The 25,119-nt window shown below is 71.3% G+C and carries 19 protein-coding genes and 1 pseudogene; 10 read left to right on the top strand and 10 right to left on the bottom strand.

What is annotated here, in order from left to right:
• The first annotated feature begins 283 nt into the window (after positions 1-283).
• A complete protein-coding gene (locus ACQP1S_RS30615) occupies positions 284-4,156 on the top strand; it encodes a multifunctional oxoglutarate decarboxylase/oxoglutarate dehydrogenase thiamine pyrophosphate-binding subunit/dihydrolipoyllysine-residue succinyltransferase subunit (protein WP_432901434.1) in 3,873 nt (1,290 codons plus the stop codon).
• 200 nt (positions 4,157-4,356) lie between these two features.
• On the opposite strand, the gene ACQP1S_RS30610 is transcribed toward ACQP1S_RS30615, so the two are convergent.
• The gene (locus tag ACQP1S_RS30610) at positions 4,357-4,479 is read right to left on the bottom strand and encodes a hypothetical protein (protein WP_432901432.1); all 123 of its coding nucleotides are present in this window, start codon (positions 4,477-4,479) and stop codon (positions 4,357-4,359) included.
• A gap of 130 nt (positions 4,480-4,609) precedes the next feature.
• On the opposite strand from ACQP1S_RS30610, the gene ACQP1S_RS30605 reads away from it, so the two are divergent.
• Both ACQP1S_RS30605 and ACQP1S_RS30600 read left to right on the top strand, forming a co-directional pair.
• Positions 4,610-5,167: a hypothetical protein gene (locus tag ACQP1S_RS30605; protein WP_432901430.1), complete on the top strand. Its 558-nt coding sequence runs from the start codon at positions 4,610-4,612 to the stop codon at positions 5,165-5,167.
• A gap of 28 nt (positions 5,168-5,195) precedes the next feature.
• Positions 5,196-6,176 carry a hypothetical protein gene (locus tag ACQP1S_RS30600; RefSeq protein WP_432901428.1) on the top strand — a complete coding sequence of 327 codons (981 nt, stop codon included), beginning with the start codon at positions 5,196-5,198 and terminating at the stop codon, positions 6,174-6,176.
• A gap of 106 nt (positions 6,177-6,282) precedes the next feature.
• Here ACQP1S_RS30600 and ACQP1S_RS30595 read toward each other — a convergent pair whose 3' ends face one another.
• On the bottom strand, positions 6,283-6,522 hold the full coding sequence (locus tag ACQP1S_RS30595) for an LPXTG cell wall anchor domain-containing protein (protein ID WP_176739180.1): 240 nt from the start codon (positions 6,520-6,522) through the stop codon (positions 6,283-6,285).
• Between the two features lie 314 nt (positions 6,523-6,836).
• Here ACQP1S_RS30595 and ACQP1S_RS30590 point away from each other — a divergent pair, with 314 nt between their 5' ends.
• From ACQP1S_RS30590 to ACQP1S_RS30570, 5 genes are all read left to right on the top strand, one after another.
• Positions 6,837-8,018 carry an ice-binding family protein gene (locus tag ACQP1S_RS30590; RefSeq protein ID WP_432901426.1) on the top strand — a complete coding sequence of 394 codons (1,182 nt, stop codon included), beginning with the start codon at positions 6,837-6,839 and terminating at the stop codon, positions 8,016-8,018.
• Between the two features lie 193 nt (positions 8,019-8,211).
• Positions 8,212-9,324 (top strand): ricin-type beta-trefoil lectin domain protein, encoded by a 1,113-nt coding sequence (locus tag ACQP1S_RS30585; protein ID WP_432901424.1) that lies wholly within the window; start codon positions 8,212-8,214, stop codon positions 9,322-9,324.
• 37 nt (positions 9,325-9,361) lie between these two features.
• A complete protein-coding gene (locus tag ACQP1S_RS30580; protein ID WP_432901422.1) occupies positions 9,362-10,759 on the top strand; it encodes a cellulose binding domain-containing protein in 1,398 nt (465 codons plus the stop codon).
• Between the two features lie 191 nt (positions 10,760-10,950).
• Complete coding sequence (locus tag ACQP1S_RS30575) at positions 10,951-11,529, top strand: DUF3455 domain-containing protein (RefSeq protein ID WP_432901420.1); 579 nt, start codon at positions 10,951-10,953, stop codon at positions 11,527-11,529.
• A 154-nt stretch (positions 11,530-11,683) separates the two neighbouring features.
• Entirely contained in the window at positions 11,684-12,418 is a 735-nt protein-coding gene (locus tag ACQP1S_RS30570; RefSeq protein WP_432908447.1) for a response regulator transcription factor, read from the top strand.
• Here the strand turns inward: ACQP1S_RS30570 and ACQP1S_RS30565 are convergent.
• The 4 genes from ACQP1S_RS30565 to ACQP1S_RS30550 form a co-directional block, all read right to left on the bottom strand.
• On the bottom strand, positions 12,328-13,218 hold the full coding sequence (locus tag ACQP1S_RS30565) for a polyphosphate polymerase domain-containing protein (RefSeq protein ID WP_432901418.1): 891 nt from the start codon (positions 13,216-13,218) through the stop codon (positions 12,328-12,330). The two genes, ACQP1S_RS30570 and ACQP1S_RS30565, sit on opposite strands and share 91 nt — an antisense overlap.
• Entirely contained in the window at positions 13,215-13,808 is a 594-nt protein-coding gene (locus tag ACQP1S_RS30560; protein ID WP_091252401.1) for a DUF4956 domain-containing protein, read from the bottom strand. Before ACQP1S_RS30560 ends, ACQP1S_RS30565 begins: the two co-directional genes overlap by 4 nt.
• 237 nt (positions 13,809-14,045) lie before the next feature.
• Positions 14,046-15,440, bottom strand: a complete 1,395-nt coding sequence (locus ACQP1S_RS30555; RefSeq protein WP_432901416.1) for a carbohydrate-binding domain-containing protein — start codon at positions 15,438-15,440, stop codon at positions 14,046-14,048.
• Between the two features lie 296 nt (positions 15,441-15,736).
• Positions 15,737-16,654, bottom strand: a complete 918-nt coding sequence (locus ACQP1S_RS30550) for an NAD(P)-dependent alcohol dehydrogenase (protein ID WP_432901414.1) — start codon at positions 16,652-16,654, stop codon at positions 15,737-15,739.
• 25 nt (positions 16,655-16,679) lie between these two features.
• Here ACQP1S_RS30550 and ACQP1S_RS30545 point away from each other — a divergent pair.
• Both ACQP1S_RS30545 and rph read left to right on the top strand, forming a co-directional pair.
• Positions 16,680-16,886: pseudogene (locus ACQP1S_RS30545) on the top strand (TetR/AcrR family transcriptional regulator C-terminal domain-containing protein); the annotation flags it as partial.
• A 355-nt stretch (positions 16,887-17,241) separates the two neighbouring features.
• On the top strand, positions 17,242-19,893 hold the full coding sequence (gene rph, locus ACQP1S_RS30540) for a rifamycin-inactivating phosphotransferase (RefSeq protein WP_432901412.1): 2,652 nt from the start codon (positions 17,242-17,244) through the stop codon (positions 19,891-19,893).
• A gap of 109 nt (positions 19,894-20,002) precedes the next feature.
• On the opposite strand, the gene ACQP1S_RS30535 is transcribed toward rph, so the two are convergent.
• The 4 genes from ACQP1S_RS30535 to ACQP1S_RS30520 form a co-directional block, all read right to left on the bottom strand.
• On the bottom strand, positions 20,003-20,233 hold the full coding sequence (locus ACQP1S_RS30535) for a ferredoxin (RefSeq protein WP_432901410.1): 231 nt from the start codon (positions 20,231-20,233) through the stop codon (positions 20,003-20,005).
• Positions 20,230-21,453: a cytochrome P450 gene (locus ACQP1S_RS30530; RefSeq protein WP_432901408.1), complete on the bottom strand. Its 1,224-nt coding sequence runs from the start codon at positions 21,451-21,453 to the stop codon at positions 20,230-20,232. Before ACQP1S_RS30530 ends, ACQP1S_RS30535 begins: the two co-directional genes overlap by 4 nt.
• Positions 21,454-21,653: 200 nt before the next feature.
• The gene (locus tag ACQP1S_RS30525; RefSeq protein WP_432901406.1) at positions 21,654-22,520 is read right to left on the bottom strand and encodes a hypothetical protein; all 867 of its coding nucleotides are present in this window, start codon (positions 22,518-22,520) and stop codon (positions 21,654-21,656) included.
• 74 nt (positions 22,521-22,594) lie between these two features.
• Positions 22,595-25,114 carry a S8 family peptidase gene (locus tag ACQP1S_RS30520; protein ID WP_432901404.1) on the bottom strand — a complete coding sequence of 840 codons (2,520 nt, stop codon included), beginning with the start codon at positions 25,112-25,114 and terminating at the stop codon, positions 22,595-22,597.
• Positions 25,115-25,119 lie beyond the last annotated feature (5 nt).

The following is a 25,119-nucleotide window of genomic DNA, read 5'->3' as shown; positions in this document are numbered from 1 at the left end:
CCCGGCTGCCGGGATGACACGCCACCGGGCCGCCACCGCCCACCACCTGCGGTGCGGTCGCCGACCATCCGGTCGGCGACCGCACCGCACCCGTCCCGACCGAAGACGGCCCGTGAGAGCGGCCAACTGGGCGCGGTGGCGGCCGGTACGGACCCGAATCCGACCGTGGTCGTGTCCACAATGGCGACAGCGGGCGGCGTAGCCTGAATCGGACGTGGTTTCCGTCCCACGTGACGAGATCGTCGCGTGCCGTCGATCTGTGGTGAAAGAGGCGAACCCGGCTGTGTCGACCCACCAGACCTCGCAGGACAATCCGCTCGCGGATTTCGGTCCCAACGAGTGGATCGTCGACGACATGTACCAGCGCTATCTGGCCGATCCGACGAGCGTCGACCATGCCTGGCACGACTTCTTCGCCGACTACCGACCGGGGGCGGGCCCGACCGTCCCGCCGGACGACGTCACCGCCCCGGGCGTGGTGAAGACCGCAGGCACCCGCGAGGAGGCGGCGACCGTGGCCGGCACGCCGACCCCGCCGGCCGTCCAGGCGGGGAAGCCCACCGCGACCGGCGGCACCGCACCCGCCGCGAAGTCGGCGGTCCCGGCAGCCACGACGCCCGCCCCGAAGGCGGCGTCGTCCCCGTCCGCCGGGAAGTCCTCCGCGTCCGGCGCGAAGGCTCCGGTGGCGGCCACGACGACTCCCGCGTCCGGCGTCGAGGTGTCCGGTGGGCGAGCCGGCGGGACCGGGGCGGCCGGTAGGGCGACGTCCGGCAGCGGTGCAGCGGGTGGCCCGGCCACCGCCGCGCGTACGGTCCCGCTGCGGGGCGTCGCGGCCCGCATCGTGCAGAACATGAACAGCTCGCTCGACGTGCCGACCGCCACCAGTGTCCGCGCCGTGCCGGCCAAGCTGCTGGTCGACAACCGCATCGTGATCAACAACCATCTCGCCCGGGGGCGGGGTGGCAAGGTCAGCTTCACCCACCTGATCGGCTGGGCGTTGGTCCGCGCGGTCGTCGCACACCCCGAGATGAACAACTCGTACGCCGAGGTGGACGGCCGGCCGGCACTGGTGCAGCCGGAGCACGTCAATCTCGGTATCGCCATCGACCTGGCCCGGCCGGACGGCACCCGCACCCTGGTCGTGCCGTCGGTCAAGAAGTGCGAAAGTATGGACTTCCGGCAGTTCTGGCAGGCGTACGAGGACCTGGTGCGGCGGGCCCGTCGGGGCGAGCTGACCATGGAGGACCACGCCGGCACCACCCTGTCGCTGACCAACCCGGGTGGCATCGGCACCGTGCACTCGGTGCCCCGGCTGATGCCCGGCCAGAGCGCGATCATCGGCGTCGGCGCGATGGAGTACCCGGCGCCGTACTCGGGCATGTCCGACGAGACCCTGGCCGACCACGGCATCAGCAAGGTCGCCACGTTGACCAGCACCTACGACCACCGGGTGATCCAGGGTGCGCAGTCCGGCGAGTTCCTCAAGACGGTGCACGAGCTGCTGCTCGGCGAGCACGGCCTGTACGACGACATCTTCACCTCGCTGCGGATCCCGTACGAGCCGGTGCGCTGGATGCGGGACGTGGCCCGGACCTCCGAGGGGCAGATCGACAAGGCCGCCCGGGTGGTCGAGCTGATCCACGCCTACCGGGTGCGTGGGCACCTGATGGCCGACACCGACCCGCTCGAATTCGAGATCCGTCGGCACCCCGACCTGGACGTCCTGCAACACGGCCTGACCCTGTGGGACCTGGACCGGACGTTTCCGGTCGGCGGCTTCGCCGGCCGGCAGAAGATGCGGCTGCGCGACGTGCTGGGCGTCCTGCGGGACACCTACTGCCGCCGGGTCGGCATCGAGTACATGCACATCCAGGAGCCGGAGGAGCGCCGCTGGATCCAGGAGCGCATCGAGATCAGATACACCAAACCGGACCCGGTGGAGCAGCAGCACCTGCTCAACCGGCTCAACGCCGCCGAGGCGTTCGAGACCTTCCTGCAGACCAAGTACGTCGGTCAGCGGCGCTTCTCGCTGGAGGGCGGCGAGTCGCTGATCCCGCTGCTCGACGAGGTGCTCCGGGCCTGCGCCGAGGGCGGCTTCCCCGAGCTGGTCATCGGGATGGCCCACCGGGGGCGCCTCAACGTGCTCGCCAACATCGTCGGCAAGCCGTACGAGAAGATCTTCAACGAGTTCGAGGGTCAGATGGACCCGGATTCGGCGCACGGCTCCGGCGACGTCAAGTACCACCTCGGGCAGACCGGTAAATACACCACCCCGGACGGTCAGCACTCCACCACCGTGAGCGTGGTCGCCAACCCGTCGCACCTGGAGGCCGTCGACCCGGTGCTGGAGGGGATCGTCCGGGCCAAGCAGGATCGGCTCGACCTGGGGCTGGAGGGCTACACCGTGCTGCCGGTGCTGGTCCACGGCGACGCCGCGTTCGCCGGGCAGGGGGTGGTCGCCGAGACGCTCAACCTGTCCCAGCTGCGCGGTTACCGCACCGGTGGCACCGTGCACGTGGTGGTCAACAACCAGGTCGGTTTCACCACCGCCCCGGAGTACAGCCGCTCGTCGCTCTACTCCACCGACGTGGCCCGGATGATCCAGGCGCCGATCTTCCACGTCAACGGCGACGACCCGGAGGCGGTCATCCGGGTCGCCCGGCTGGCCTTCGAGTACCGCCAGGCGTTCCACAAGGACGTGGTGATCGACCTGGTCTGCTACCGCCGCCGAGGACACAACGAGGGCGACGACCCGTCGATGACCAACCCCCGGATGTACGAGATCATCGACGCCAAGCGCAGCGTCCGGAAGCTCTACACCGAGGAGCTGATCGGCCGGGGCGACATCACCGTCGACGCCGCCCAGCAGCAGCTCCGCGAATACCAGGCGGAGCTGGAGCGGGTCTTCGCGGCCAGCCGGGACGCGGCCGTCGCGCCGCCCCGCACGCGGCGCCCCGGGGGCGCGCAGCCCGACCCGCAGGTCGAGACCGCCGTCGACGCCGCCGTGGTACGCGCGGTCGGGGAGGCTCACCTGCAGCTCCCGGCGGGCTTCACCCCGCACAAGCGGGTCCAGCAGGTGTTGCAGCGGCGGGCCCGGATGGGCGTCGAGGGCGGCATCGACTGGGGCTTCGGCGAGCTGGTCGCGTTCGGGTCGCTGCTGGCCCAGGGCGTCACCGTCCGGCTGGCCGGCCAGGACTCCCGGCGCGGCACGTTCACCTCGCGGCACGCCGCGATCGTCGACTCGAAGACCGGCCAGGACGACGTGCCGCTGTCCCGCCTGGCCACCGGCGACGCTCGGTTCTTCGTGCACGACTCACTGCTGTCCGAGTACGCCGCCATGGGCTTCGAGTACGGCTACTCGGTGGAGAACCCCGAGGCGTTGGTGCTCTGGGAAGCACAGTTCGGTGACTTCGCCAACGGCGCGCAGTCCATCATCGACGAGTTCCTGTCCTCCGGTGAACTCAAGTGGGGTCAGCGGTCGGCACTGGTGTTGCTGCTGCCACACGGTCAGGAGGGGCAGGGCCCCGACCACTCGTCCGGGCGGCCGGAGCGCTTCCTGCAACTGTGCGCGCAGGACAACATGCGGGTCGCCATCCCCAGCACCCCGGCCAACTACTTCCACCTGCTGCGCCGGCAGGCCCTGTCGACCAGGCGAAAGCCGCTGGTGGTCCTCTCGCCGAAGTCGTTGCTGCGGCACAAGCTCTGCGTCTCGGACGTGGCCGACTTCACCACGGGCGGGTTCCAGCCGGTGCTGGCCGACGGCGGGCCGGGTGCGGCGTCGCTGCCCGCCGAGGCGGTCAAGCGGGTGCTGCTCTGCTCCGGCAAGGTCTACTACGACCTGGTGCAGGCGCGCGCCGATCGCGGCATCGGGGACACCGCTGTCATCCGGGTGGAGCAGCTCTATCCACTGCCGGTCGAGGAGCTCCGGGCGGCGCTGGACCGGTATCCCCACGCGGAGGACTTCGCCTGGGTGCAGGAGGAGCCGGCCAACCAGGGCGCCTGGTCGTTCGTGGCGCTCAACCTGTTGGAGCACCTGGACGGGGTGCGGCTGCGCCGTATCTCCCGCCCGGCCGCCGCCGCCCCGGCGGTCGGCTCCGCCAAGCAGCACGAGATCGAGCAGGCCGCGATCATCGACGCGGCGCTGCCGCAGCCGTGAGAACGGACGGGACAGCCCGCCGGTGTGGCGCAGCCGCCCCGTCCGTCAGGGGTGCCGGGTGGGCCGGTCAGCTGGTGGCTTCGGTTGCGGCGTGCATCTCGCGGATGGTGCGGTAGGCCCGCTCCCGCGACTCGGCAGCCAACGGCTTGAACTGCGCGAGCTTTCGGCATCGGCTCGGCCAACGTCATCTCGGCGGGCAGCTAGGTGATGTCGGTGAGCCCGACCTGGCCCGGTGCGGCGGTGATCCGGGGCCCCTCAGCACCGCCGACCTGATCGACGGCATCCACCCCACCGCTGGCGGCTACGACAAGATCGCCGCCCACGGCACCTCCCCACCGGGGAGAAAAGTACGCTTTTGCGGCCATGATGACGTTTGAAACCTTATTGTCCGTGTGTGTCGGTCGCATGCCTGCGCCAGCACCACAGTGATCCGAGAGACGTGAGGTGGAATTCGTGCGTACTACCAGAATCTCCCTGGTCGGGGCAGCTGCTGTTGCCGCGATGGTGGGCTTCGCCGCCGCGCCCGCCGCAGCTGCCCCGACGGACACCACGACGGTCACCTTCGAGGTGCTCGCCGGCACCCTGGACATCGATGCCCCCGCCACGGCGGACCTTGGCACCGGCTCGCCGGGGGGCACGATCACCGGCCAGCTGGGTTCGGTCACCGTCACCGACGGCCGGGCCTCCGCCGACGCCTCATGGGTGGCGACGGTGGTCTCGACGGACTTCCAGACCGGCGGTGGCACCGCGTCCGAAACCGTCCTCGCCAGTGAGATCAACTACTGGTCCGGTGCGGCCACCGCCACCACGGGCACGGGCACCTTCACCCCGGAGCAGCCGACCACCGGCGACCAGGAACCGCTGGACACCACGACCCCGCTGACCGCCTTCTCCCACGTCGGTGGCACGGGTAACAACACGGCGGTCTGGAACCCGACCCTGGTGGTCAACGTTCCGCTGGACTCCCAGGCCGGCATCTACACCGGAACGGTGACGCATTCGGTGGCGTGAGCGGTGGGTCCGATCGGCCGTACGGGTCGTGCCGGTGCTGCTGTGCCTCGTTGGTCTGGGCCCGGTCGCCCAGGCCAGCGAGGCCGTGCCCGACCCGGACGAGGGCAGCATCGGGATCCAACTGTTGGAAGCGCCCGTCAGCCGGCGGGCGGACCCCCGAGCCCTCCGGTACATCGTCGACCACCTGCCCCCCGGCTCCGTGATCAAGCGGCAGATGCGGGTGAGGAACACCTCCGACGAGCAGCAGCGGATCGACCTGTATCCGTCCGCTGCGACGGTCGAGGGACAAAAATTCACCTTCGGCGAGGGCCGTACGGCCAACGAGCTGACCTCCTGGATCTCGCTCGATCGCCACCAGCTCACCCTCGATCCGGGCGATTCGGCCCGGTTCACCGGCACGATCGCGGTCCCGGCGAACGCGTCGTCCGGTGAGCGGTATGCCGTCGTCTGGGCGTCAGCGACCTCGAAGCCGACGGCTTCCGGCAACGTCACCCAGGTCCACCGGGTTGGTGTCCGGGTCTACCTGAGCGTCGGCGCGGGCGGCGAACCGCCATCCGACTTCCGCATCGGTGAGTTCGTCCCGGCCCGGGACCCGGACGGCGTGCCCTCGGTCGCCATCGGGGTCGACAACACCGGCCAGCGGGCGTTGGACCTGACCGGGAAGGTCAACCTCACCGAGGGCCCCGGCGGCATGGAGGCGGGGCCGTTCGACATCGTCGAGGGAACCACCCTGTCACCTGGCGACTCGGGTGGGGTCGTGGTCCGGCTGCCCAAGGAACTGCCGAACGGGCCGTGGAAGATCGTGGCCGACCTGGAAAGCGGGATGGTGAAGCGAAGCGTGACGAGGAGCATCGAGTTCCCGGACCGCGGGAAGGTGGGTAAGCCCGGCACGATCCTGTCCGGCTGGATGCCGCTCTGGTCGATCGCTGGTGCGCTGGTGGTCGTGCTGCTGATCCTCGCGGCACTGATCATGAAGCGTCGGTCCCGGCAACCGGCGGCTGTGGGATGAGCCCGCCGAGTCGGCGGGGATCGCCGGTCGGCGCGGCCGGTCCTTTCTTCCGGGTCCGGTCCTTCTCCCAGGTCAATGACGTCTGGCGGTCGGCCGAACTGCCGCATCATTCCGGTCGGCGGTTCCGCATCAAGAGGTAACCACCGAGCAGTAGGGCGGAACCGCCCAAGGCGAGGAAGAGGCCGATGGTGTCCGGGCTGGTCTGCGGAAGCTCCCCGCCGGGCGGCGGGGAAGCCGGTTGGTCGGGCCCACCAGCCGGTTGGCTCGGGCTCGCCGTGGGCTGGGTCGGGCCAGGCGTCGGCTGGGTCGGGCTCGCCGTGGGCTGGGCCGGTACCACTTCGAACATTACCCCGGTGCTTGCCGCCGGCTCCGCTAAGGCCGCGGCATCCGACCGCTCGGGCTGGGCCGCCACGGCCGGGACGGTGAGCAGGGCGGAGAACACGAGGACCGCGATCCGCACCGACCAGGGCGCGGACCTGCCGGGCCGAACTTCATGGCGGATCATTGCCCCACCCCCGTCTTGACGTCGTCCCGAACAGCAACGTACCGCCATTTTGAGAACATTGCTCAAAGATTGGCGCATCGCCTGATTCGCCCAGATCGGCGTAGCTGATCGGTCTGGTGTCAGCGACGGTGAGCCTGAGTTTCGGAGGAGGACCTGTGACAAGGCTCAGGCTGGCGGTCGCCCGCCGCTGGCGCACCGCCGTGGGGCGGGCGGCTCTGGCGCTGCTCCTGACCTGCGCGACCACGCTGCTGGTCGATGTGATCGCACCGGTGAGCGCGAGAGCGGAGACCGTACCGGTGCCGCTCGGCTCCGCCGCCGACTTCGCGGTCCTCGCCGGGACGACCGTGACGAACACCGGGGCCTCCGCAGTCACCGGTGACCTCGGAGTGAGCCCGGGTACTGCCGTGACCGGCTTTCCACCCGGCCAGATCAACGGTGCGATTCACTCCAACGACGGTCCCGCCGTGCAGGCGCAGGCCGACCTGGCTGTCGCGTACGACAACGCCCTGACGCGGACCACCACGGACACCATCTCGGACGGCCTCGGCGGAACCACCAGGACCACCGGCGTCTACAACTCTGCCGGCGGCACCTTCGGGATCGCCGGCACGCTGACCCTCGATGCCGAGGGCGACCCGAACGCGGTCTTCATCTTCAAGGCCACTTCCACGCTCATCACCGCCGCCGACAGCGCGGTTGAGCTGATCAACGGCGCTCAGGCGTGCAATGTCTTCTGGCAGGTCGGCAGTTCGGCCACCCTCGGCGCCAATTCCACCCTGCGGGGCGACATCCTCGCCTTTACGTCGATCACCGTCGGTGCCGGGCTGGTGGTCGACGGCCGGACGATGGCGATCAACGGCGCGGTCACCCTGGACACCAGCACGATCACCCGGTCGAGCTGCGCCGTGCCGGGTGAGCTGTCGATCACTGCGCCGGAGACGGCCGACCTGGGTGGCGGTGCTCCCGGCAGTGCCGTCTCCGCCAACCTGGGGTCGGTGACGGTGACCGACGATCGTCTGCTCTCGGTCGCTGCCTGGACGGCGACGGTCGTCGCGACGGACTTCGTCACCACCGGCAGCCCGGTGCAGACCATCGCGAACGTCAACGTGTTTTACTGGTCGGGGCCGGCCACGTCGACCACCGGTATCGGTACCTTCACCTCGGGTCAACCCACCCCGCAGGACGCGCAGACCCTCGATGTGGAACGCACCGCCTTCACCCTCACCGGCGGGCGGGGATCCAACTCCGCCACCTGGGATCCCGTCGTCTCCGTCCAGCTACCTCTCGCGGCCGTGGTCGGCAGCTACACCGGCACCGTGACCTTCTCTGTGGCCTGAGACGCCTTCCGGCAGGTGAGTGGTCGGCTCGGCTGCCACGGCCTACCGGCCGGTCGGCCATGCCACCGCGCCGACCACCCGCCGGTGAGGGTTGACGGGTGCTGAATCAGCGACAAAAATTTACAAGTATCGTTGTTATCGTTAACACTCGGGGCGTTGCCGGCATCGGTTCGACCATTCATGGGAGAAAGCTATGCGAACAAGGGCAAGATGGCTCGCGGCGATCGCCGCACTCGGCGTCATGATCGCCGGGGTGGTGACACCGACCGGCCCCGCTCAGGCCGAGTCCAACGGCGGGGTACGCGTGATGCCCCTCGGCGACTCCATCACCGAGGGCACCCAGGTGCCGGGCGGATACCGCATCGGGCTCTGGCAGCGTCTCGCCAGCGGCCGCTACACGATCGACTTCGTCGGCTCGCAGTTCAACGGGCCGGCCAGCCTGGGTGACCACGACCACCAGGGGCATCCCGGCTGGCGCATCGACCAGATCGACGCGAACATCGTCGGCTGGCTGAACACCCAACGGCCGCAGACCGTGCTGCTGCACATCGGCACCAACGACATCCTGCAGAACTACAACGTGAGCACCGCGCCGAACCGGCTCTCCACCCTGATCGACCGGATCACCGCCACCGCACCCACCGCCGAGGTGTTCGTGGCGCAGCTCATCCCGCTGTCCAACAGCAACCAGGAAGCGGCCGTCCGCACCTTCAACGCGGCGATCCCCGGCATCGTGTCGAGCAAGGTGAGCGCCGGCAAGCGGGTGCGCCTGGTCGACATGCACAGCGCCATCACCACCGCCGACCTGATCGACGGCATCCACCCCACCGCCGGCGGCTACGACAAGATGGCCGCCCGCTGGTACAGCGCGTTGCAGTCGGTGCCCGGCAGCATCGGCAACCCGGGGAACAGCGGCGGGCAGACCGCCGCGATCGTGGGCACCCCGTCGGGCCGGTGCGTCGACGTGCCTGGCTCCGCCGCCACCAACGGGCTCCAGGTGCAGCTCTGGGACTGCCACGGCGGCACCAACCAGCAGTGGACCTACACCTCCGGCCGGGCGCTGACCGTCCTGGGCACCAAGTGCCTGGACGCGGCGGGCTACGGCACCACCCCGGGCACGCAGGTCACCACCTACGACTGCCACGGCGGCACCAACCAGCAGTGGAACGTCAACGCCAACGGCACCATCACCGGCGTGCAGTCCGGCCTCTGCCTGGACGCCGCCAGCCAGGGCACCGCCAACGGCACGAAGCTCGTCCTCTGGACCTGCTCCGGGCAGGCCAACCAGCAGTGGAGCCGACGGTGACCCACGCCGGCCCGCCCGAGGCAAGGAGGAACCAGAAGTGAAGCTGCCAACAGCGCAGAACCCGCCCCGGGGGGCCGGACGCCGTACACCGTCCGTACGCCGGAGCCGGGCCGTCCGCTGGCTGACCGCCGGGCTCGCGGTGGTCCTCGGCCTGGCGGTGTCAGCCACGCCCCGGGACGCGGTGGCGGCGGACAACCCGTACCAGCGGGGTCCCGACCCGACCCCGGCGAGCGTCGCCGCCACCCGGGGACCGTTCGCCACGACGCAGGCGACCGTGCCGGCGGGCAACGGCTTCAACGGCGGGTTCGTCTACTATCCCACCGACACCAGCCTGGGCACCTGGGGCGCGGTGGCGATCGTCCCCGGTTACTCCGCGCTGTTCGCCAACGAGGAGGCCTGGATGGGCCCCTGGCTGGCGTCCTTCGGATTCGTGGTGCTCGGGATCGAGACCAACAGCCGTACCGACGGTGCCGACGCCCGCGCCACCCAGTTGCTCGCGGCGCTGGACTACCTCACCCGGACCAGCCCGGTGCGCAACCGGGTGGACGCCAACCGGCTCAGCGTGATGGGCCACTCCGCGGGCGGGGCCGGGACCCTGCTGGCGGCGCTGCGGCGGCCGTCGTTGAAGACCGCGGTCGGCCTCGCCCCCGGTACGCCCGGAAACAACCTGAACATGTCCACCACCCAGGTCCCCACCCTGCTCCTGTCGGGCCAGAACGACGGCACCGTCACGCCCTCGTACGTGCAGGGCATCTACAACACGCTGCCGGCCGGGGTGGAGCACGCCTGGGCGGAGTTGGCCGGTAACGACCACCTGTCGTTCACCCGGTCCAATCCGACCGAGATGCGGCTCCTGATTCCCTGGCTCAAGATCTTCCTGGACAACGACACCCGCTACACCCAGTTCCTCTGCCCGCTGGCGGACAGCACCGGCGTCTCCCGGTACAGCTCCACCTGCCCCCTGGTGCCGCCGGGCGGACCGACGACCCCGCCCCCCACCACTCCGCCTCCCACGACGCCGCCTCCCACGACGCCGCCGCCCACGACGCCGCCGCCCACGACGCCGCCCCCCACGACGCCGCCCCCCACGACGCCGCCACCGACCACTCCGCCGCCCACGACCACCCCGCCGCCCGCCGGCACCGCCTGCACCGCGACCTACCGCACCGTCAACTCGTGGGCCGGTGGCTTCCAGGCCGAGGTCACGGTGACCGCCGGCAGCACCGCCGTCAACGGCTGGACCGCCCGCTGGGAGCTGGGGGGCGGCCAGGGCATCAGCCAGGTCTGGAACGGCACCCTGAGCACCAGCGGCGCGACCGCGACCGTCCGCGACGCCTCCTACAACGGCGCGCTCGCACCGGGCACCTCGACGACCTTCGGCTTCCTCGGCACCGGGACGCCGACCAGCCCGTCGCCGACCTGCACCAGCCCCTGAGCGCGGAGGCCGCCTACCCACCGGCACGACGGGTGGGCGGCCTCGGCACGTCTGATGGGTGGCACCCGCCGACAAGCCGGGACCGACCGAGGTGAACAATCGATGAAATTCGACGCCATATTGATCGATGCGTGCTCTCTGTCCGTGTAGGTCCAGGTGGGCAGTTCCGCCTACCTGGACGGAGGAATCGGATGCTCAGCACGCCTCGCTCCCGGGTCCGCGCGCTCGCGGCCGTCGGCATGGCCGGCGTCGTGGCGGTGATCGGCGCGGTGACCCATCAGGCGTCCGCCGCCGAGGTGGCCGCGCCGGCCGCCGTGGGTGCCGACGCCCGCCGGGTCGACATCCCGCGCATCACTCCGGCGATCGCCCCGCCGGCCGGCTCCCGCCCCGTCGGCGCGTACGTCGTGACCCGTGGCACCCAGACCTACACCTGTGCCGGCGGCGTGTTCACCGGTGCGTCCGTGCCGGAGGCGCAGCTGGTCGGCACAGGTGGTCGGGTCCACCACTTCAAGGGCCCGAGTTGGCAGTCCGAGCGCGACGGTTCCCTGGTCACGGCGAAGAAGACCGCAGAGAGCGCCCGTCCGGGAACGATCCCCGAACTGCTGCTGACGGTGGACTCCCACTCGGGTGTCGGCAGTCTCAGCAACGTCGCGTACATCAGCCGCCTGCTGACCTCCGGCGGTGCGGCCCCGGCCGGCGCCTGCACCGACGGTACGACGAGGGCGGTGCCGTACGGCGCGGTCTACGTCCTCTGGGCTGCGAAGCGGTAGCGCCGCCGGTCCCGTGGCCGGCCCGCCCCACCGACTGCGGGGCGGCCACGGGTGACCGGCCGGTCGTCGGCGACAGGGTGTTCACAGCTGAACCACAGCTGACGGCGAGGTCACTTTCCACAATGTCCCGTACGAACGGCGCGTGACCTCACCGATGCCCAGGGTGCTCGTCGTGGACGATGATCCCCATCTCCGAGTGCTGCTCTCGGCGACGCTGGGAATGCACGACTTCGAGGTCCGGGTGGCCTGCGGTGGCCGGGAGGCGCTGGTCCTGGCGGCGGACTTCGACCCGCACCTGGTGGTGCTCGACGTGATGCTGCCGGACCTGGACGGTTTCCAGGTCGCGCGGAGCCTGCGCGCCGGTCCCGGCCCGGCCGTGCCGGTGCTGTTCCTCACCGCCCGCGACGATCTGGCGGACCGCATCGCCGGGCTCACCGCCGGGGCCGACGACTACGTCACCAAGCCGTTCAGCCTGGAGGAGCTGGTGCTCCGGGTGCGGGCGGTCCTGCGGCGCTGCCAGGTGGATCAGGGCGTGCAGGACGGCGGGCGGCTGCGCTACGCCGACCTGGAACTGGACGAGGAGGCCCACGAGGTACGCCGGGGCGGGCACCTGGTGCCGCTGTCGCCCACCGAGTTCAACCTGCTGCGGTTCCTGCTCGCCAACGCGGGCCGGGTGGTCAGCAAGGCGCAGATCCTCGACGGGGTGTGGAACTACCGGTTCGGTGGCGACGGCCGGATCGTCGAGTCGTACGTCTACTGCCTGCGGAGGAAGGTCGACCGCTGGGACCCGCCCCTGATTCACACCGTCCGGGGCGTCGGGTACGCGTTACGGCTGCCCCCGCAGCCGCCGGAGGTGACCCGGGGGTCACCTCCGGCACCGCCTCGGTGAGACGGCCCCGGTTCCGCGTCCCGGCCAGCGTGGGATGTGGGGTGGAAGTGCCGTCTCAGGGTGCGTCGCCAGCGCCCGGCGGGCAGTTCGGGGTCGAGCGCGGCCAGCCCGGTCGCGTACTTGGAGATGGCCACCGGGCGGTGACCCTGCCGCCAGAGCAGTCGGTCGACGTGTGAGGCGGTGGAACCGGTCTTCGTCTCGATGATGGCCAGTTCCGGCAGCGCCAACCGACGACCCCGGTGGTCCTCCCAGCGCAGCGCGACGTCGATGGTCGCCCGGCTCGCGGTAGCCGGTAGATAGAGCGTGCTGCGCAGGTAGCTGGTGGTGAGGGTCGGCGAGAAGGTCAGGGCGGGGCCGCTGCTGAGCGCCGCGAGCACCCCGTCGACGAACGGCCGCCCGGGGGTGAGGGTGCCGCTGTCGTCGAGGCGGTAGGGCAGCCGCTCCTTGACCGTGCCGCCACGGGTGCCCTCCGTCTTCACCTCCAGCCAGCAGAGGCCCGAGTCGAGGTAGGTCCGCGTCCTGATCTTGAACCGGCGGCGGCGTCGGCGGGCGGTGAGTCGGAAGCTGACGAGATCGGCGGTGTCGAAATAGATCGACTCGTAGCGGAAGGCCCGCCTGCCGTCGATCTCCAGCACCTGGTCGGTGCGGTCGAGCCCGGCGAGCAGGTGCGGTATCTCGGCGACCGGCAGGAGGTACTTGCGGTCGAACCGGGTCTGCAGCGCGGCGCGTTCGGTCAGCTCCGTGAGCCCGATCGGCGTGAGCGGGGCCAGCGCCGTGGTGGGCGGGTCGAGGGTGGTCATCGTGCGGCACCCGCGTCCACCGGCCGTCGTCCGCCGGTGGCGGGCACCCGGGGCCGCGAGTAGCGGACGTCGACGACCGTCGTGTCGTTGACCAGGTCGACCCGCTCGACGTTGACGTTGTGCACCCGTGCGCCGAGCAACTGTTCCAGGTGCGCGGTGAGGGCGACCGAGTCGGTGACCGCGCTGTCCAGCACGATGACGTGCCGTCGGTAGCGGCGGAGCAGCCGGGGGTGGTCCCCGACGAACATCACCGCGAGGATCAGCGCGGTCAGGGCGCCGACCATCCAGACCGAGGTGCCGGAGAGCGGGCCGAGGATGCCGAGCGCGAGCGCCGAGAAGTAGTACGCCACCTCGTGCTGGTCGAGTTCCGTGGAGCGGAGCCGAATGATCGACAGCACCCCGAAGAGCCCCAGTCCGAGCCCGGCGCCGACGGTGCTGCTGCTGAGTGAGCTGGCCACGGCGAAGACGCCGACGTTGACGCCGAGGTAGGCCACCACCAGATCCCGCCGTCGGTGGCGCGGGAAGTACAGCGCGAAGACCAGCAGGACCACGGCGACCAGGTCCATTCCGGCCAGGACCAAGCGCGACATATTTGCTCCTTGGGGTGTCCGCCAGCCGTCTTCCAGTGCACGGCGTCCGGCGGATGGGCATCAGATCTGGCAGTGGTGCACCCGCGAGCCCGGCGTCGACGGTGGACGCCGTCGAACCGGGGGTTCGCAGCGTCCGCACCGCACCTGGGCGGGCCGGCGGATCCCGGCGGACGGCGTGAGCCGCGCCCCCGGGGCCCGGTTCCGGCCCGACGGGCCGGAACCGGGGAATCCGAGGACTCAGAACCGCCCGTACCGGCCGGCGGTGACGCCGGTCAGCACCCGGGTGGCGCCGGTGATGCTGCCGCCGGTGTAGAGACCGCCGACGTTGGTGCCGGTCACGCTGCCGCCGGTGTAGATGTCGTACCGCTGGCCGTTGGTGATCCGGTTGGACGAGAAGACGACCTCCCGGACGGTGGCCGAGGTCCGGTACGAGCCCAGCACCGTGCTGCCGGAGACGACGTGCACGATGGTGTTGGTGGCCAGGTTGGCGTTGAACCGGGGGGCCACCCAGCCCTGGCCGGTGTTCGGCACCGCCTGGAACACGGCCAGCGAGGTCAGCGCGGCGCCCACCACCGTGCCGCCGGTGAAGGCGATCGTCCCGTCGGCGTCGATCGCGCCCTCGCCGCCGCCCCGGGTGCTGGAGCCCCGGGCCACCACGGTGCCACCGGCGAAGGTGAGCGACCCGTTGGAGTCGAAGCCGTCCGTGCCGCCGGTGGCCACCACCGTGCCGCCGGTGACCTTGATGAACGCGATCGCGGACGGCTCCATGTGACCGAGGCCCTCCTCGGCGGCGTTGATCGCGTCGTCGCTGGCCACGACGGTGATGTTGCCGCCGCTGATGGTGGTCCGGAGCCCCTCCAACGCCTCGTAGGACCGGGTGACGTTGATGGTGCCGCCGGAGATGTTGAGCACGTTCTCACCCTTGATGGCGTCGTCGGCGACCGAGGCCGTGATCGTGCCGTTGGTGATGGTGAGCACGCCCTTGCCGGCCTCGGTGTCGTTGGACTTGAGCCCGTCGCCGCCGGACGACGTCACGCTGATCTTGCCGCCGTTGACGGTGAGCGAGTCCTTGCCCCGGATCGCGTCGTCCACCGCGTTCACGGTGATGGTGCCGGACTGGATGACCAGATCGTCCTTGCTGACGATGCCGTCGGCGTAGTTGGCGCGCACGGTCAACGAGCCGGTGCCGCCGATGGTCAGGTCCGCGGCGCTGAACAGGGCCGAGTCCGGCTCGCCGGTGTTGGTGTACGTCGCCGCGTCGGTGAGGTTGTTGCTCGTGCCCGCGGCCAGCGTGACGGTGACCGCGCTGGCGTTGGTCACGTACAGCGGTGAGGAGGTGGAGTTGGTGATCGAGGCGCCGGCGAGGATGAGTTCCACGGTGCCGGTGACGGCGGTGTCGACCTTGACGGAGCCGTTGTTCAGCGTGCCCCTGATCTCGTAGGAGCCCGGCGCGGTGATGGTGACGGCGCTGCCGGCGACGGTGACGTTGCTGCCGGTGACGCTCGCGCTGGAGCCGTTGAGGGTGATCGTGGCGGTCGCGGCGGCGGCGACGGCGGCCACGGCGAGCGGGCCGGCCAGCAGGGTGGCGGTGAGTCCGGCCAGGACGGTGGTGCGGCGTGCGGTGGCTTTCATGGGGGTCCTGTTCCTCGGTGCGGGCAGGGTGGGGGTGCGCTGGGCCCGGGCGCGGTGCGGGTGCCTCGAAGCTTGGCCGTCGGCAAGGTGAACGGCGGATGAACGAGGCTTAGCATCGACGATGGTAAATGAGATTCACCTCTCGCCGACAGTGCTGAGGCAGGAAATCGAAGCGCTTCCACCATTGCCAGCTGATTGACAGGTGATATTGACGAAACTCTGAGCCGGGGGCGCTTGACCGAGGAATCGGGAGTCCGGCGGGATCGGCCGGGCCGTTCACGGGGATGCCGGGCCGGTCAGACGGTGATGACCACCTTCGCGCGGGCGTGTTCGCCTTCGAGATAGCCGATGGCCCGGGGCACCTCGGACAACGGATAGGTCCGGTCGATGACCGGCGTGAGGCGGCCGGCCTCGGCGTGGGCGCGGAGCGTGTCGAGGTGCTCCCGGCCTGGGGTCGCCGTCAGGCTGACGATGCGCTGCCGGACGAAGGGGGCCAGCAGCCGCCCCCGGGCGAGGAGCCGGACCGGCCCGAGGAGGCTGCCGCCCCGGTACACGCCGCCGCCGGAGAGCACCAGCGTCCCGGTCGGGGTCAGGGCCCGTCGCAGCGCGGTGAGGGAACGGTTGCCGACCAGGTCGAACAGCACGTCGTGGCGGACGCCGTGGGTGAAGTCCTCCCGGGTGTAGTCGACCACGTGATCGGCGCCGAGCGAGCGGACCAGGTCGACGTTGCGGGTGCTGCACACCCCGGTCACGGTCGCGCCGAGCGCCCTGGCGAGTTGGACGGCCAGGGTGCCGACGCCGCCGGAGGCGCCGTTGACGAGCACGCGCTGGCCCGGTCCGACCCGTCCCGCGTCGCGCAGCCCCTGGAGCGCGGTCACGCCGGCCAACGGCAGGGCTGCCGCCTGCGGTGCGGTCAGGTTCACCGGCATTGGCGCGACCAGGCCGGCGGGGACGCACACATATTCGGCGAACGCGCCGTTGGCGTCTCCGAGGTCGCCGAACACGCTGTCACCAGGACGTGGTTGCCGCACGTCGACGCCGACGGCCTCGACCCGGCCGGCGAAGTCGCGACCCCGGATGCGGGCCCGGGGCCGCGTCGGGCCCAGGGCCAACCGCGCCATCCGGGGATCGCCCCGCATCACGTGCCAGTCGTACGCGTTGAGCGCGGCGGCCTCGACCCGCACGAGCACCTCGTCGGCGGTGGGCACGTCCACGTCCGTGAGGGTCAACGTCTCCGGTGGGCCGTCCGCGCCGCAACCGTCCGCGCCGCTACCGCCGGAGGTCGCGCTCCGGTTCCCGCACGTCGCCGAGATCGCCGCGGCGGCCTCGCACGACGACGGCTCCGTGGTGGGGCAGGGCTGGGACGACCAGTTCGAGTTCGCCCTGGACCTGCTGCTGGACGGTATCGAACGACTGCGTGAGCAGGGCTGGACGGCACCGCGCTGATCGGCTGAGGCCGTCGCGCCGGTCACGGCGTATCGCGTCGCACCGCGCCCGGATCGACCCGACAGGTGACCCGACAAAGGCGTTCTCGCGGGTCGCCTTCGCTATTTCCGGCGCGCACTATTTCTTGCCTCCCTCAACATATAGCGGACGGGGGGACTTGCCGCAAGACCCGGGTCACCCCGCAGAATCGTCAGCCGAGGTCGCCACCTGCGGAAATGCATCGCGATGGTGCGCCGGCGACCGAATCACCAGCGGAAGGCGAAACGATGTCCACGTACCCGACGACATATTCGAGGCCGCTTGCCCGCCCGGTCGCCGCGATCCGACGATGCCCGCCTGCCCGGGCGGTGTCCTGATGAGCGGGCGGTACGTGCGGGGACTGCGTGAGGTGGACCCGACGCAGCGGACGGTGGTCGGCGGCAAGGGCGCACACCTCGCGGGCCTCACCCGGATCGACGGTGTCCGGGTGCCGGAGGGCTTCTGCGTGACGACGGACGCCTTCCGGCGGGTCACCGCGCTGGCGCCGGCACTCGACGGGCAACTCGACCGACTGGCCCGCCTGACGCCCACCGACCGGGAGACGATCGGCACCCTCAGCGCACAGGTCCGCCGGACCATCGAAGAGGTCACCGTCCCCGACGACGTGGCGACGGAGATCACCCGCGCCCTGGCCCTGCTCGGCGGGCACGTCGGGTACGCCGTCCGGTCCAGCGCGACGGCGGAGGACCTGCCGACCGCCTCGTTCGCGGGGCAGCAGGACAGCTACCTCAACGTGCTCGGTCCGACCGCGATCCTCCGGCAGATCAGCCGGTGCTGGGCCTCCCTGTTCACCGAGCGGGCCGTCACCTACCGCCAGCGCAACGGCATCGACCACCGCCGGGTCGCGATGGCGGTGGTCGTCCAGCGGATGGTCCCCGCCGGATCGGCGGGCGTCCTGTTCACCGCCGACCCCGTCACCGGCAACCGCCGGGTCGCCTTCGTGGAGGCCGGCTTCGGCCTCGGCGAGGCCCTGGTCTCCGGGCTGGTCGACGCGGACGTCTTCCGGATACGCGACGACCGCGTCGTCGCCCGGACCATCGCCGCCAAGCACCACGCCGTGCGGGCCTCGACGACCGGTGGGACGCGGGTGGTGGCGATCGACCCGCAGCGGCAGCGCCAACCGGCGCTGACCGACCCGCAGGTCGTCCGGCTGGTGCGGCTGGGCCGGCGGATCGAGGCGCACTTCGGCCGCCCGCAGGACATCGAGTGGTGTCTCGTCGACGACGACTTCCAGATCGTCCAGAGTCGACCGGTCACCACGCTGTTCCCCGTGCCGGTGGCCGACGACACCGACAACCGCGTCTACGTCTCCGTGGGCCACCAGCAGATGATGACCGACCCGATGAAGCCCCTCGGGTTCTCGATGTTCCAGCTGATCGCGGCCCGGCCCATGTACGAGGCCGCCGGCAGGTTGTTCGCCGACGTGACCCCCGAGCTGGCGTCGCCGGCCGGCCGCGCCGGTCTGCTGGCGGCCCTGGGCAGATCCGATCCGCTGATCGGGGACGCGTTGCGGACCGTCGTCGAGCGCGGCGACTTCGTCAGGGAGGTGCCGGACCAGGCCCCCGCCGGGCCGCCGCCCGGGCCGGCGGCACCTCCCGTCGAGACCGATCCCGCGCTGGTCGCCGAGCTGATCAGGCAGATCGACGACACCAACGCCGCCCTCCACCGCGACATCCGGACGAAGTCCGGGCCGGCACTGCTCGACTTCATCCGGACCGACTTCCCCCGGCTGACCCGGATGATGATCGATCCGAGGAGCATCCCGGTCATCATGGCCGGGATGGAGGCGGTCTGGTGGCTCAACGAGCATCTTCAGGAGTGGCTCGGCGAGCGGAACGCCGCCGACGCGCTCACCCAGTCCGTCCCGCACAACATCACCTCGGAGATGGGACTGGCGCTGCTGGACGTCGCGGACGCGATCCGGCCGTACCCGGAGGTGGTGGCCTTCCTGCACCGCGTGGCGGACGACGGCGGGACCAACGGGGCCCGTGAAGAGCGCGATGGGCCTGGCGGACCGGCCGACCTCCTGGCCGGGATGGACCCGCTCGCCGGGGGCCGGGAAGCCCGGGCGGCCATCGAGTCCTGGCTCGACAGATACGGCATGCGGGGGGTCGGCGAGATCGACATCACCCGGCCCCGGTGGCGAGAACGCCCCGCCATGCTGGTCCCGGTGATCCTGGGCAACATCAGGAACTTCGCCCCGGGGGCCGCCGAGCGGCACTTCGCGCAGGGCCTGCGGACGGCGCGGAACAGGGAGCGCGAACTGCTGGAGCGCCTGCGGGCACTGCCTGACGACGGCGCGGGGAAGGCCGAGCAGACCAAACGGATGATCGACCGGGCCCGGACGTTCGTCGGCTACCGCGAATATCCGAAGTACGGCATGGTCAACCGCACCTTCGCGTACAAGCAGGCGCTGCTGCCCGAGGCCGACCGTCTGGTGGCGAACGGCGTGCTCCGGGACCGGGAGGACATCTGGTACCTCACCTTCCCCGAACTCGACGAGGTCGTCCGCACCGGGCACGTCGATGACCGGCTCATCCGTCGACGGATGGAGGAGCACCGGTCCTACCACGCGCTCACCCCGCCCCGGGTGCTCACCTCCGAGGGCGAGATCGTCGCCGGGGCGTACCGGCGCGACGACGTGCCGGTGGGTGCGCTGATCGGCCTGGCGGTCTCCGCCGGGACCGTCGAAGGCCGGGCCCGCGTCGTGCGGGACGTGGCGCGGGCCGATCTCGAACCGGGTGACATCCTCGTCACGCCGTACACCGATCCCAGCTGGACGCCCCTGTTCGTCGCCGTCGCCGGCCTGGTGACGGAGGTCGGCGGCCTGATGACCCACGGCGCGGTGATCGCCCGGGAGTACGGTCTGCCAGCCGTCGTCGGTGTGGTGGACGCCACCCGGCTGATCCCGGACGGGCAGCAGATCCGCGTGCACGGCACCGACGGATACATCGAACTCCTGCCCTGATCGACCGCCGGCCGGGTGCCCGGGTCACGGGGCTGGGCACCCGGCCCGCGCGGTCGGATGGACGGGGCAGACGTCCATCCGCCCACCGCGTCCGCCGCACCGGATCGCGTCAGTCGCACCGGATCGCGTTCGTCGGGCAGAGCTCGACGGCCCGCTGGACGCGATCCCGCAGCGCGGCACGCGGTGCGGGATCGCGCAGCAGCACCAGGCCGTCGGCCTCGTCCTGGTCGAAGACCTCCGGTGCGGTCAGGACGCAGTTGCCCGCACCGCAGCAGCGGTCCCGGTCGACGGCCACCCGCGGCGTCGTCTCCCCGCGCAACTGCCGTGGTGCGGGCGTCACCAGGTCACCGGGAGGGTGTCGAGGCCGAACACGATCGAGTCGTCCCGGGTGGTCAGCTCCTGCGGGTCCGCCGTCACCCGCAGGTCGGGGAAGCGACGGGCCAACTCCACCAGCGTGACGCGCAGTTCGGCGCGGGCGAGGGGCTGCCCGATGCACTGGTGCACCCCGAACCCGAAGGCGAGGTGCTGCTGGGCCTCCCGGTACGGGTCGAACCCGTCGGGGTCGTCGAAGACCTCGGCGTCCCGGTTGGCCAGGGAGATCAGGGCGATCACCCCCTCGCCGGCCCGGATCGACCGGCCACCGATCTCGACGTCCTCGGTGGCCACCCGGAACAGTCCGGTCCGGACGATGCTGAGGTAGCGCAGCAACTCGTCGACCATCCCCGGCGCGAGCTCGGGCCGGTCGCGCAGGAGCGCGTACCGCCCGGGGTGGCGGGTCAGCAGCAGGACGCTCAGGCCGAGCATGTTGGCGGTGGTCTCGTGCCCGGCGATGAGCAACAGCAGGGCCATCCCGACCAACTCGTCGACGTCGAGCTCACCCGGCTCGACCCGCTCCCGGACCAGCCGGCTGAGCAGGTCCTCCCCGTCGTCGGGACGGGTCCGCTTGGCGTCGATCAGCGAGCGGAGGTATGCCCGTAGCTCCTGGGCCGCCTGCTGGAGCTGCTCCGGGGGCACCCGACGGTCGAGCAGGCGGCGGCTGCGGGACTGGAAGAAGTCGTGATCGGCGTAGGGGACGCCGAGTAGGTGGCAGATCACCTTGGACGGCACGGGCAGCGCGACCGTCGACACCAGGTCGGCCGGGGGGCCGGCGGCGGCCAGGTCGGTCAGGGCCTCGTCGATGGTCCGGTGGATCAGCGGCTCGATCCGGCGGACATTCTTGATCATGAACTCGGCGGTGAGCATCCGCCGCAGCCGGGTGTGCGCCGCACCGTCCATCTGGAGGAACGCGCCCCGGAGGTCCCTCGTCGCCTCGGGCGGCAGCGGGCGGAGCAGCGGAAAACCGGGCCGGTGGAGATCGGAGCTGAACGCCGGGTGGCGCAGCAGTTGACGTACCTCGGTGTGCCGGCTGACCAGCCAGGCGGTAATGCCGGTGGGCAGCAGCACCCGGGTCACCGGGCCGACGTACCGCTGCCGTTCGGCGTCGTCGAGGGGGGTGAGCGGGTTGCGGGTGGAGTTGACCGGCGGCCAGTGGGGCAGTTCGGTCTCCGTGGACTGAGTCATGTGGAACATCTCCTGCCATGACGCTGAGTAGTCACATCAGTGCGTGACGTTACTCATCGATCAAGGTCGACACAACCCTCCGCCAGCCGACGGTCGCCCGGTCGTGCGGGTACGGACGCCGCCGGCCCCGCGGTCCCGCGCCGATTCGTCGGCACGGGTCGCGGGGCCGGTGGGAGGTGGTCGACGCGACGGCTGACCGCTCAGGTCGCGCAGACGGCGTACGCGCGCACCTTCCAGTTCCCGCTGAAGCCGTTCTCGTCCTCGGCGGCGCGGACGGTCGCCGTGGTCGACGAGGTGGGCCGCATCTCGGTCAGCCGCACCTGGCCCTCACCGCCGACGATCTCGCCGCCGACCCCGTGCAGGCGCGTGCCGGCCGGGCAGGTGGCGGTGACCGTGCGGCTGGCCGTCGAGTTGTCGGCGCTGTCCACGGTCACCCGCTGCTCACCGGCGAGCGGGTTGACGCAGATCACCGAGGCGTCCACCGACCAGTTGCCCGCGAAGGCGTTGCCGGCCTCGACCCCCGCCACCGTCACGCTGCTCTGGTGGATCCGCAGATCCTCCAGCAGCACGTCACTCGCTCCCGAGCCGAGGGCCAGGGCAGCGCCACCGCCGCCGATCGCCCGCTTGCCCACCGGGCAGAACAACTCCAGGAACTTCGGGTTGACCGAGTTGGACGCCGAGTGGCCGGTCACCACCTCCAGCCCCAAGGGCGCCGGGGCGCAGATCGCGCTGGCGGTGACCGCCCAGTTCCCGGCGACACCGTTCGGGTCCTCCCGGCCGGTCACCGAGTAGAGGCCGGCACCGGCCAGCGGCTGCATGATGTCCATGCCCACCTGGCCGAGACCCGACCCGGTGATCGCGCCGCCACCGCCGATGACCGTGGTGCCGGTCGGGCAGACCGCGTTCTGCGACTTGGCGACGCTGTTGCTCGGCCCGACCGTCGTGCGGATCAGCAGGCCGGGCACCGCCGCCACCGGCCCGCTGAGGGCGACCTGACCGAGCACCACCGCGCTCAGCAGGGCACCACCCAGGGCGACCGTCCGCCGCGTCCACTCTTGTCTGCGCATGATGTGCTCTCCTCGTGTCGTGCGGTCCCGGAACCGGTCGGTCCCGGGCGGCGTTCGGATGGGGAAACGGACCGTCAGGGGGTGACCCGCCGGATCCGGACCGGCACGGAGTCCGTGCCGACCAGACCCGTCGCGTCGAAGACCTCCAGCCACACCGACCAGGTGGTGGTGTCGGTCCCGCTGGTCAGCTGGGCCAGCGCCGCGGTGAAGGACGCACAGTTCTTCGGCGTGCCCTTGTCGTCGACCGGCTCGCCGGTGGGCACCCCGCTGCCCTGGCACAGCACCTGCTTGACGCCGCCGTCGCCGTACGCGGTCCACCGGAACCGGGTCCCGGCGACCACGCCGTCCTCGGCGTCGAACCCGGTCCCGACGAACGCGACCGACTTCGGCCCGGACTCGATCGTGGTCAGCTCCAGGGCCGGCGCCGGCAGGGTGATCGTGGCGATCGGCCGGGACTGCCCGGCCGGTGCCGAGGTGACCGAGAAGGCACGCTGCACGCTGGCGCCACCCGCCGCGAACGTCACGGTGTACGCCCCCGGCGTGACCGCGTTCGCCGGCAGCAGCGCCTGGTGGCCGGTCTTCTCCAGGACCACCGTGTTGCCGCGCCGGACCGTCCAGGACACCTTCGCGTCCGGGAGCTGCCCGAAGAGGTCCGGATCGTTCGAGGTGCCGAGCAGCCCGACCGACTGCCCCGCCGGGAGGGTCGACCCCGCCGGTGGCGAGATGATCCCCATCGTCGTCGGGCTGTCCACCACCGTGACGGTCACCGCCGCCGAGCCGGTACGCCCGAGGCTGTCGGTGGCGCTGGCGGTGATCACGTGGCTGCCGGCGGAGAGCGACGGCACGAACGTCTGCGACCCGGTGGCCAGTGCACCGTCGACGCTGCTGGTCCAGCTGAGCGGGATCTCCTTGCCCAGGAAGTCGGTGGCCGTGCCCCACAGGTCCACCGACTGGTTCACCCCGAACTTCTGCTTGGTCTTCGGGGTGCTGATGTTCACCGTGGGCTTGCCGACGGTGACGCCCAACGCCTCGGCGACGGCGGCCAGCGCGTCGATCCGGCGCTGGCTGCCGGTCACCTTGTCGCCCAGCCCGCCGACGTGGGCGGTGTCGTTGAGGATGGTCCGGACCTGCTCGGAGGTCAGCGTCGGGTCGGCGGCCATCACCAGGGCGGCGACCCCGCCCACGAACGGCGAGGCGACACTGGTGCCGCAGGTGGTCTTCGTGGTGTTGACCGCCGGCGTGCCCGGATCGGTCAGGCCCGCCACACACATCGGACCGTAGATCTCCACCGACGTGGTGAGGTTCTTGGTGCCCCAGTTCGACCCGCCGGACACGGTCGCGTTCGTGTTCATCCCGCCGACGCACATGACGTGGGTGCTCTCGCAGGGCACCCAGAGGGTGTCGCCGTCGACGTTCGTGCCGTTGTTGCCGGCGGCGGCGACGATCAGCGCACCGGTGTCCCGGACGTGCTTCATCCGCCGGTCGGTCCAGGTACGGGCATGGCTGACGCCGAGGTTCACGTCCCGGGTGAAGCTGAGGTTGACCACGTCCGGGTGGGTCGCCTCGGCGGCCTTCTCCAGCCGGCGCAGGACCGTCCAGTAGTCGATGCCGTTGCGGACGCCCACCAGTTCCTTGACCACCGGCCCGGCGGGACCGGCGGTGCCGTAGTCGTTGTCGACCCGGCCCATCCCGGCGAGCACCACGTCGGTGGCGTGCCACGGGCAGGCCGAGCCGCCGGTGCAGTCGTTGGTGTTGGTCTCGCCCCACTCCGCGGTGTGCAGGGAGACCTTGCTCGGGAAGTCGGCGTTGGACTGGAACCCGCCGTCCTGCACCAGGTACTTCACCTGCTTGGTCAGCCGGCCCTTGCTCTCCAGCAGTTGCCAGGCCGGCGCCACCCCGATGTCCAGCGCGCCACCGGCCCGCATGAACGTCCAGTCGAAGACGTTCTTGCCGATGTCGGGGGCCTCGAACACCTGACCGTCGGCGATGCCGGACGGCTCCACCAGCCAGTCGAGGACCAGCTCGGTGCCCGTGCGCCACTCGGCGGCGGCCAGCGCGAGCAGCCGCAGCGCCCGCTCGTCGCCGACCCGGTACCCGCCGGCCTGACGCGGCTCGGCGGCGAGCAGGTCGGCGACCAGCCCTGCCGGGTCGGCCCGGTCGGCGTCCACCCGGACCAGATGGTCCTGCCCCTGGTCGTCGGGCGCGAACGAGTCGAGCACCTGGCCACCCCAACGGGCCAGGAAGGCGTCCAGTTCGGCCTGGTCGGCGACCCGCACCATGACCTCGTCGAGCACCAGGCCGGCGGGCTTTCCGTCCGGCCCGGCCACCACCCCGATCTCCCGACCGGTGCCGAGCCGGCCGACCGGGTCGAGCGACAGTCGGGGTGCGGACAGGCCCGGGTCGACCCGGAAGGCCAGCGGCTCGGCGCTGGTGGCGCCCGGCACCCCGGTCGGGCCGCCCGGGGCGGTGGCCGCGGTGGCGTCCACCGAGGTGGTCGCGACGAGTCCGGCGGCGAGTGTCGCCACCACTACGGTGGCCAGATAACGACGTCTGCCGACGCCCGGTCGGTGGGTCGCGGAACGTGTCGTGCTCATGGGTG

It is taken from the genome of Micromonospora matsumotoense (assembly GCF_050951065.1).
In the GTDB taxonomy this organism is placed as follows: domain Bacteria; phylum Actinomycetota; class Actinomycetes; order Mycobacteriales; family Micromonosporaceae; genus Micromonospora; species Micromonospora matsumotoensis.
Note: the sequence above shows the minus strand (reverse complement) of the source record. Positions and strands in the feature narration are given on the sequence as shown.

Coding starts and splice junctions, on each gene's coding strand:
- ACQP1S_RS30595 (WP_176739180.1), bottom strand. CDS start 6,522: ATGTTCGAAGTGGTACCGGCCCAGCCCACGGCGAGCCCGACCCAGCCG.
- ACQP1S_RS30585 (WP_432901424.1), top strand. CDS start 8,212: ATGCGAACAAGGGCAAGATGGCTCGCGGCGATCGCCGCACTCGGCGTC.
- ACQP1S_RS30575 (WP_432901420.1), top strand. CDS start 10,951: ATGCTCAGCACGCCTCGCTCCCGGGTCCGCGCGCTCGCGGCCGTCGGC.
- ACQP1S_RS30570 (WP_432908447.1), top strand. CDS start 11,684: ATGCCCAGGGTGCTCGTCGTGGACGATGATCCCCATCTCCGAGTGCTG.
- ACQP1S_RS30565 (WP_432901418.1), bottom strand. CDS start 13,218: ATGACCACCCTCGACCCGCCCACCACGGCGCTGGCCCCGCTCACGCCG.
- ACQP1S_RS30560 (WP_091252401.1), bottom strand. CDS start 13,808: ATGTCGCGCTTGGTCCTGGCCGGAATGGACCTGGTCGCCGTGGTCCTG.
- ACQP1S_RS30555 (WP_432901416.1), bottom strand. CDS start 15,440: ATGAAAGCCACCGCACGCCGCACCACCGTCCTGGCCGGACTCACCGCC.
- rph (WP_432901412.1), top strand. CDS start 17,242: ATGAGCGGGCGGTACGTGCGGGGACTGCGTGAGGTGGACCCGACGCAG.
- ACQP1S_RS30530 (WP_432901408.1), bottom strand. CDS start 21,453: ATGACTCAGTCCACGGAGACCGAACTGCCCCACTGGCCGCCGGTCAAC.
- ACQP1S_RS30525 (WP_432901406.1), bottom strand. CDS start 22,520: ATGCGCAGACAAGAGTGGACGCGGCGGACGGTCGCCCTGGGTGGTGCC.
- ACQP1S_RS30520 (WP_432901404.1), bottom strand. CDS start 25,114: ATGAGCACGACACGTTCCGCGACCCACCGACCGGGCGTCGGCAGACGT.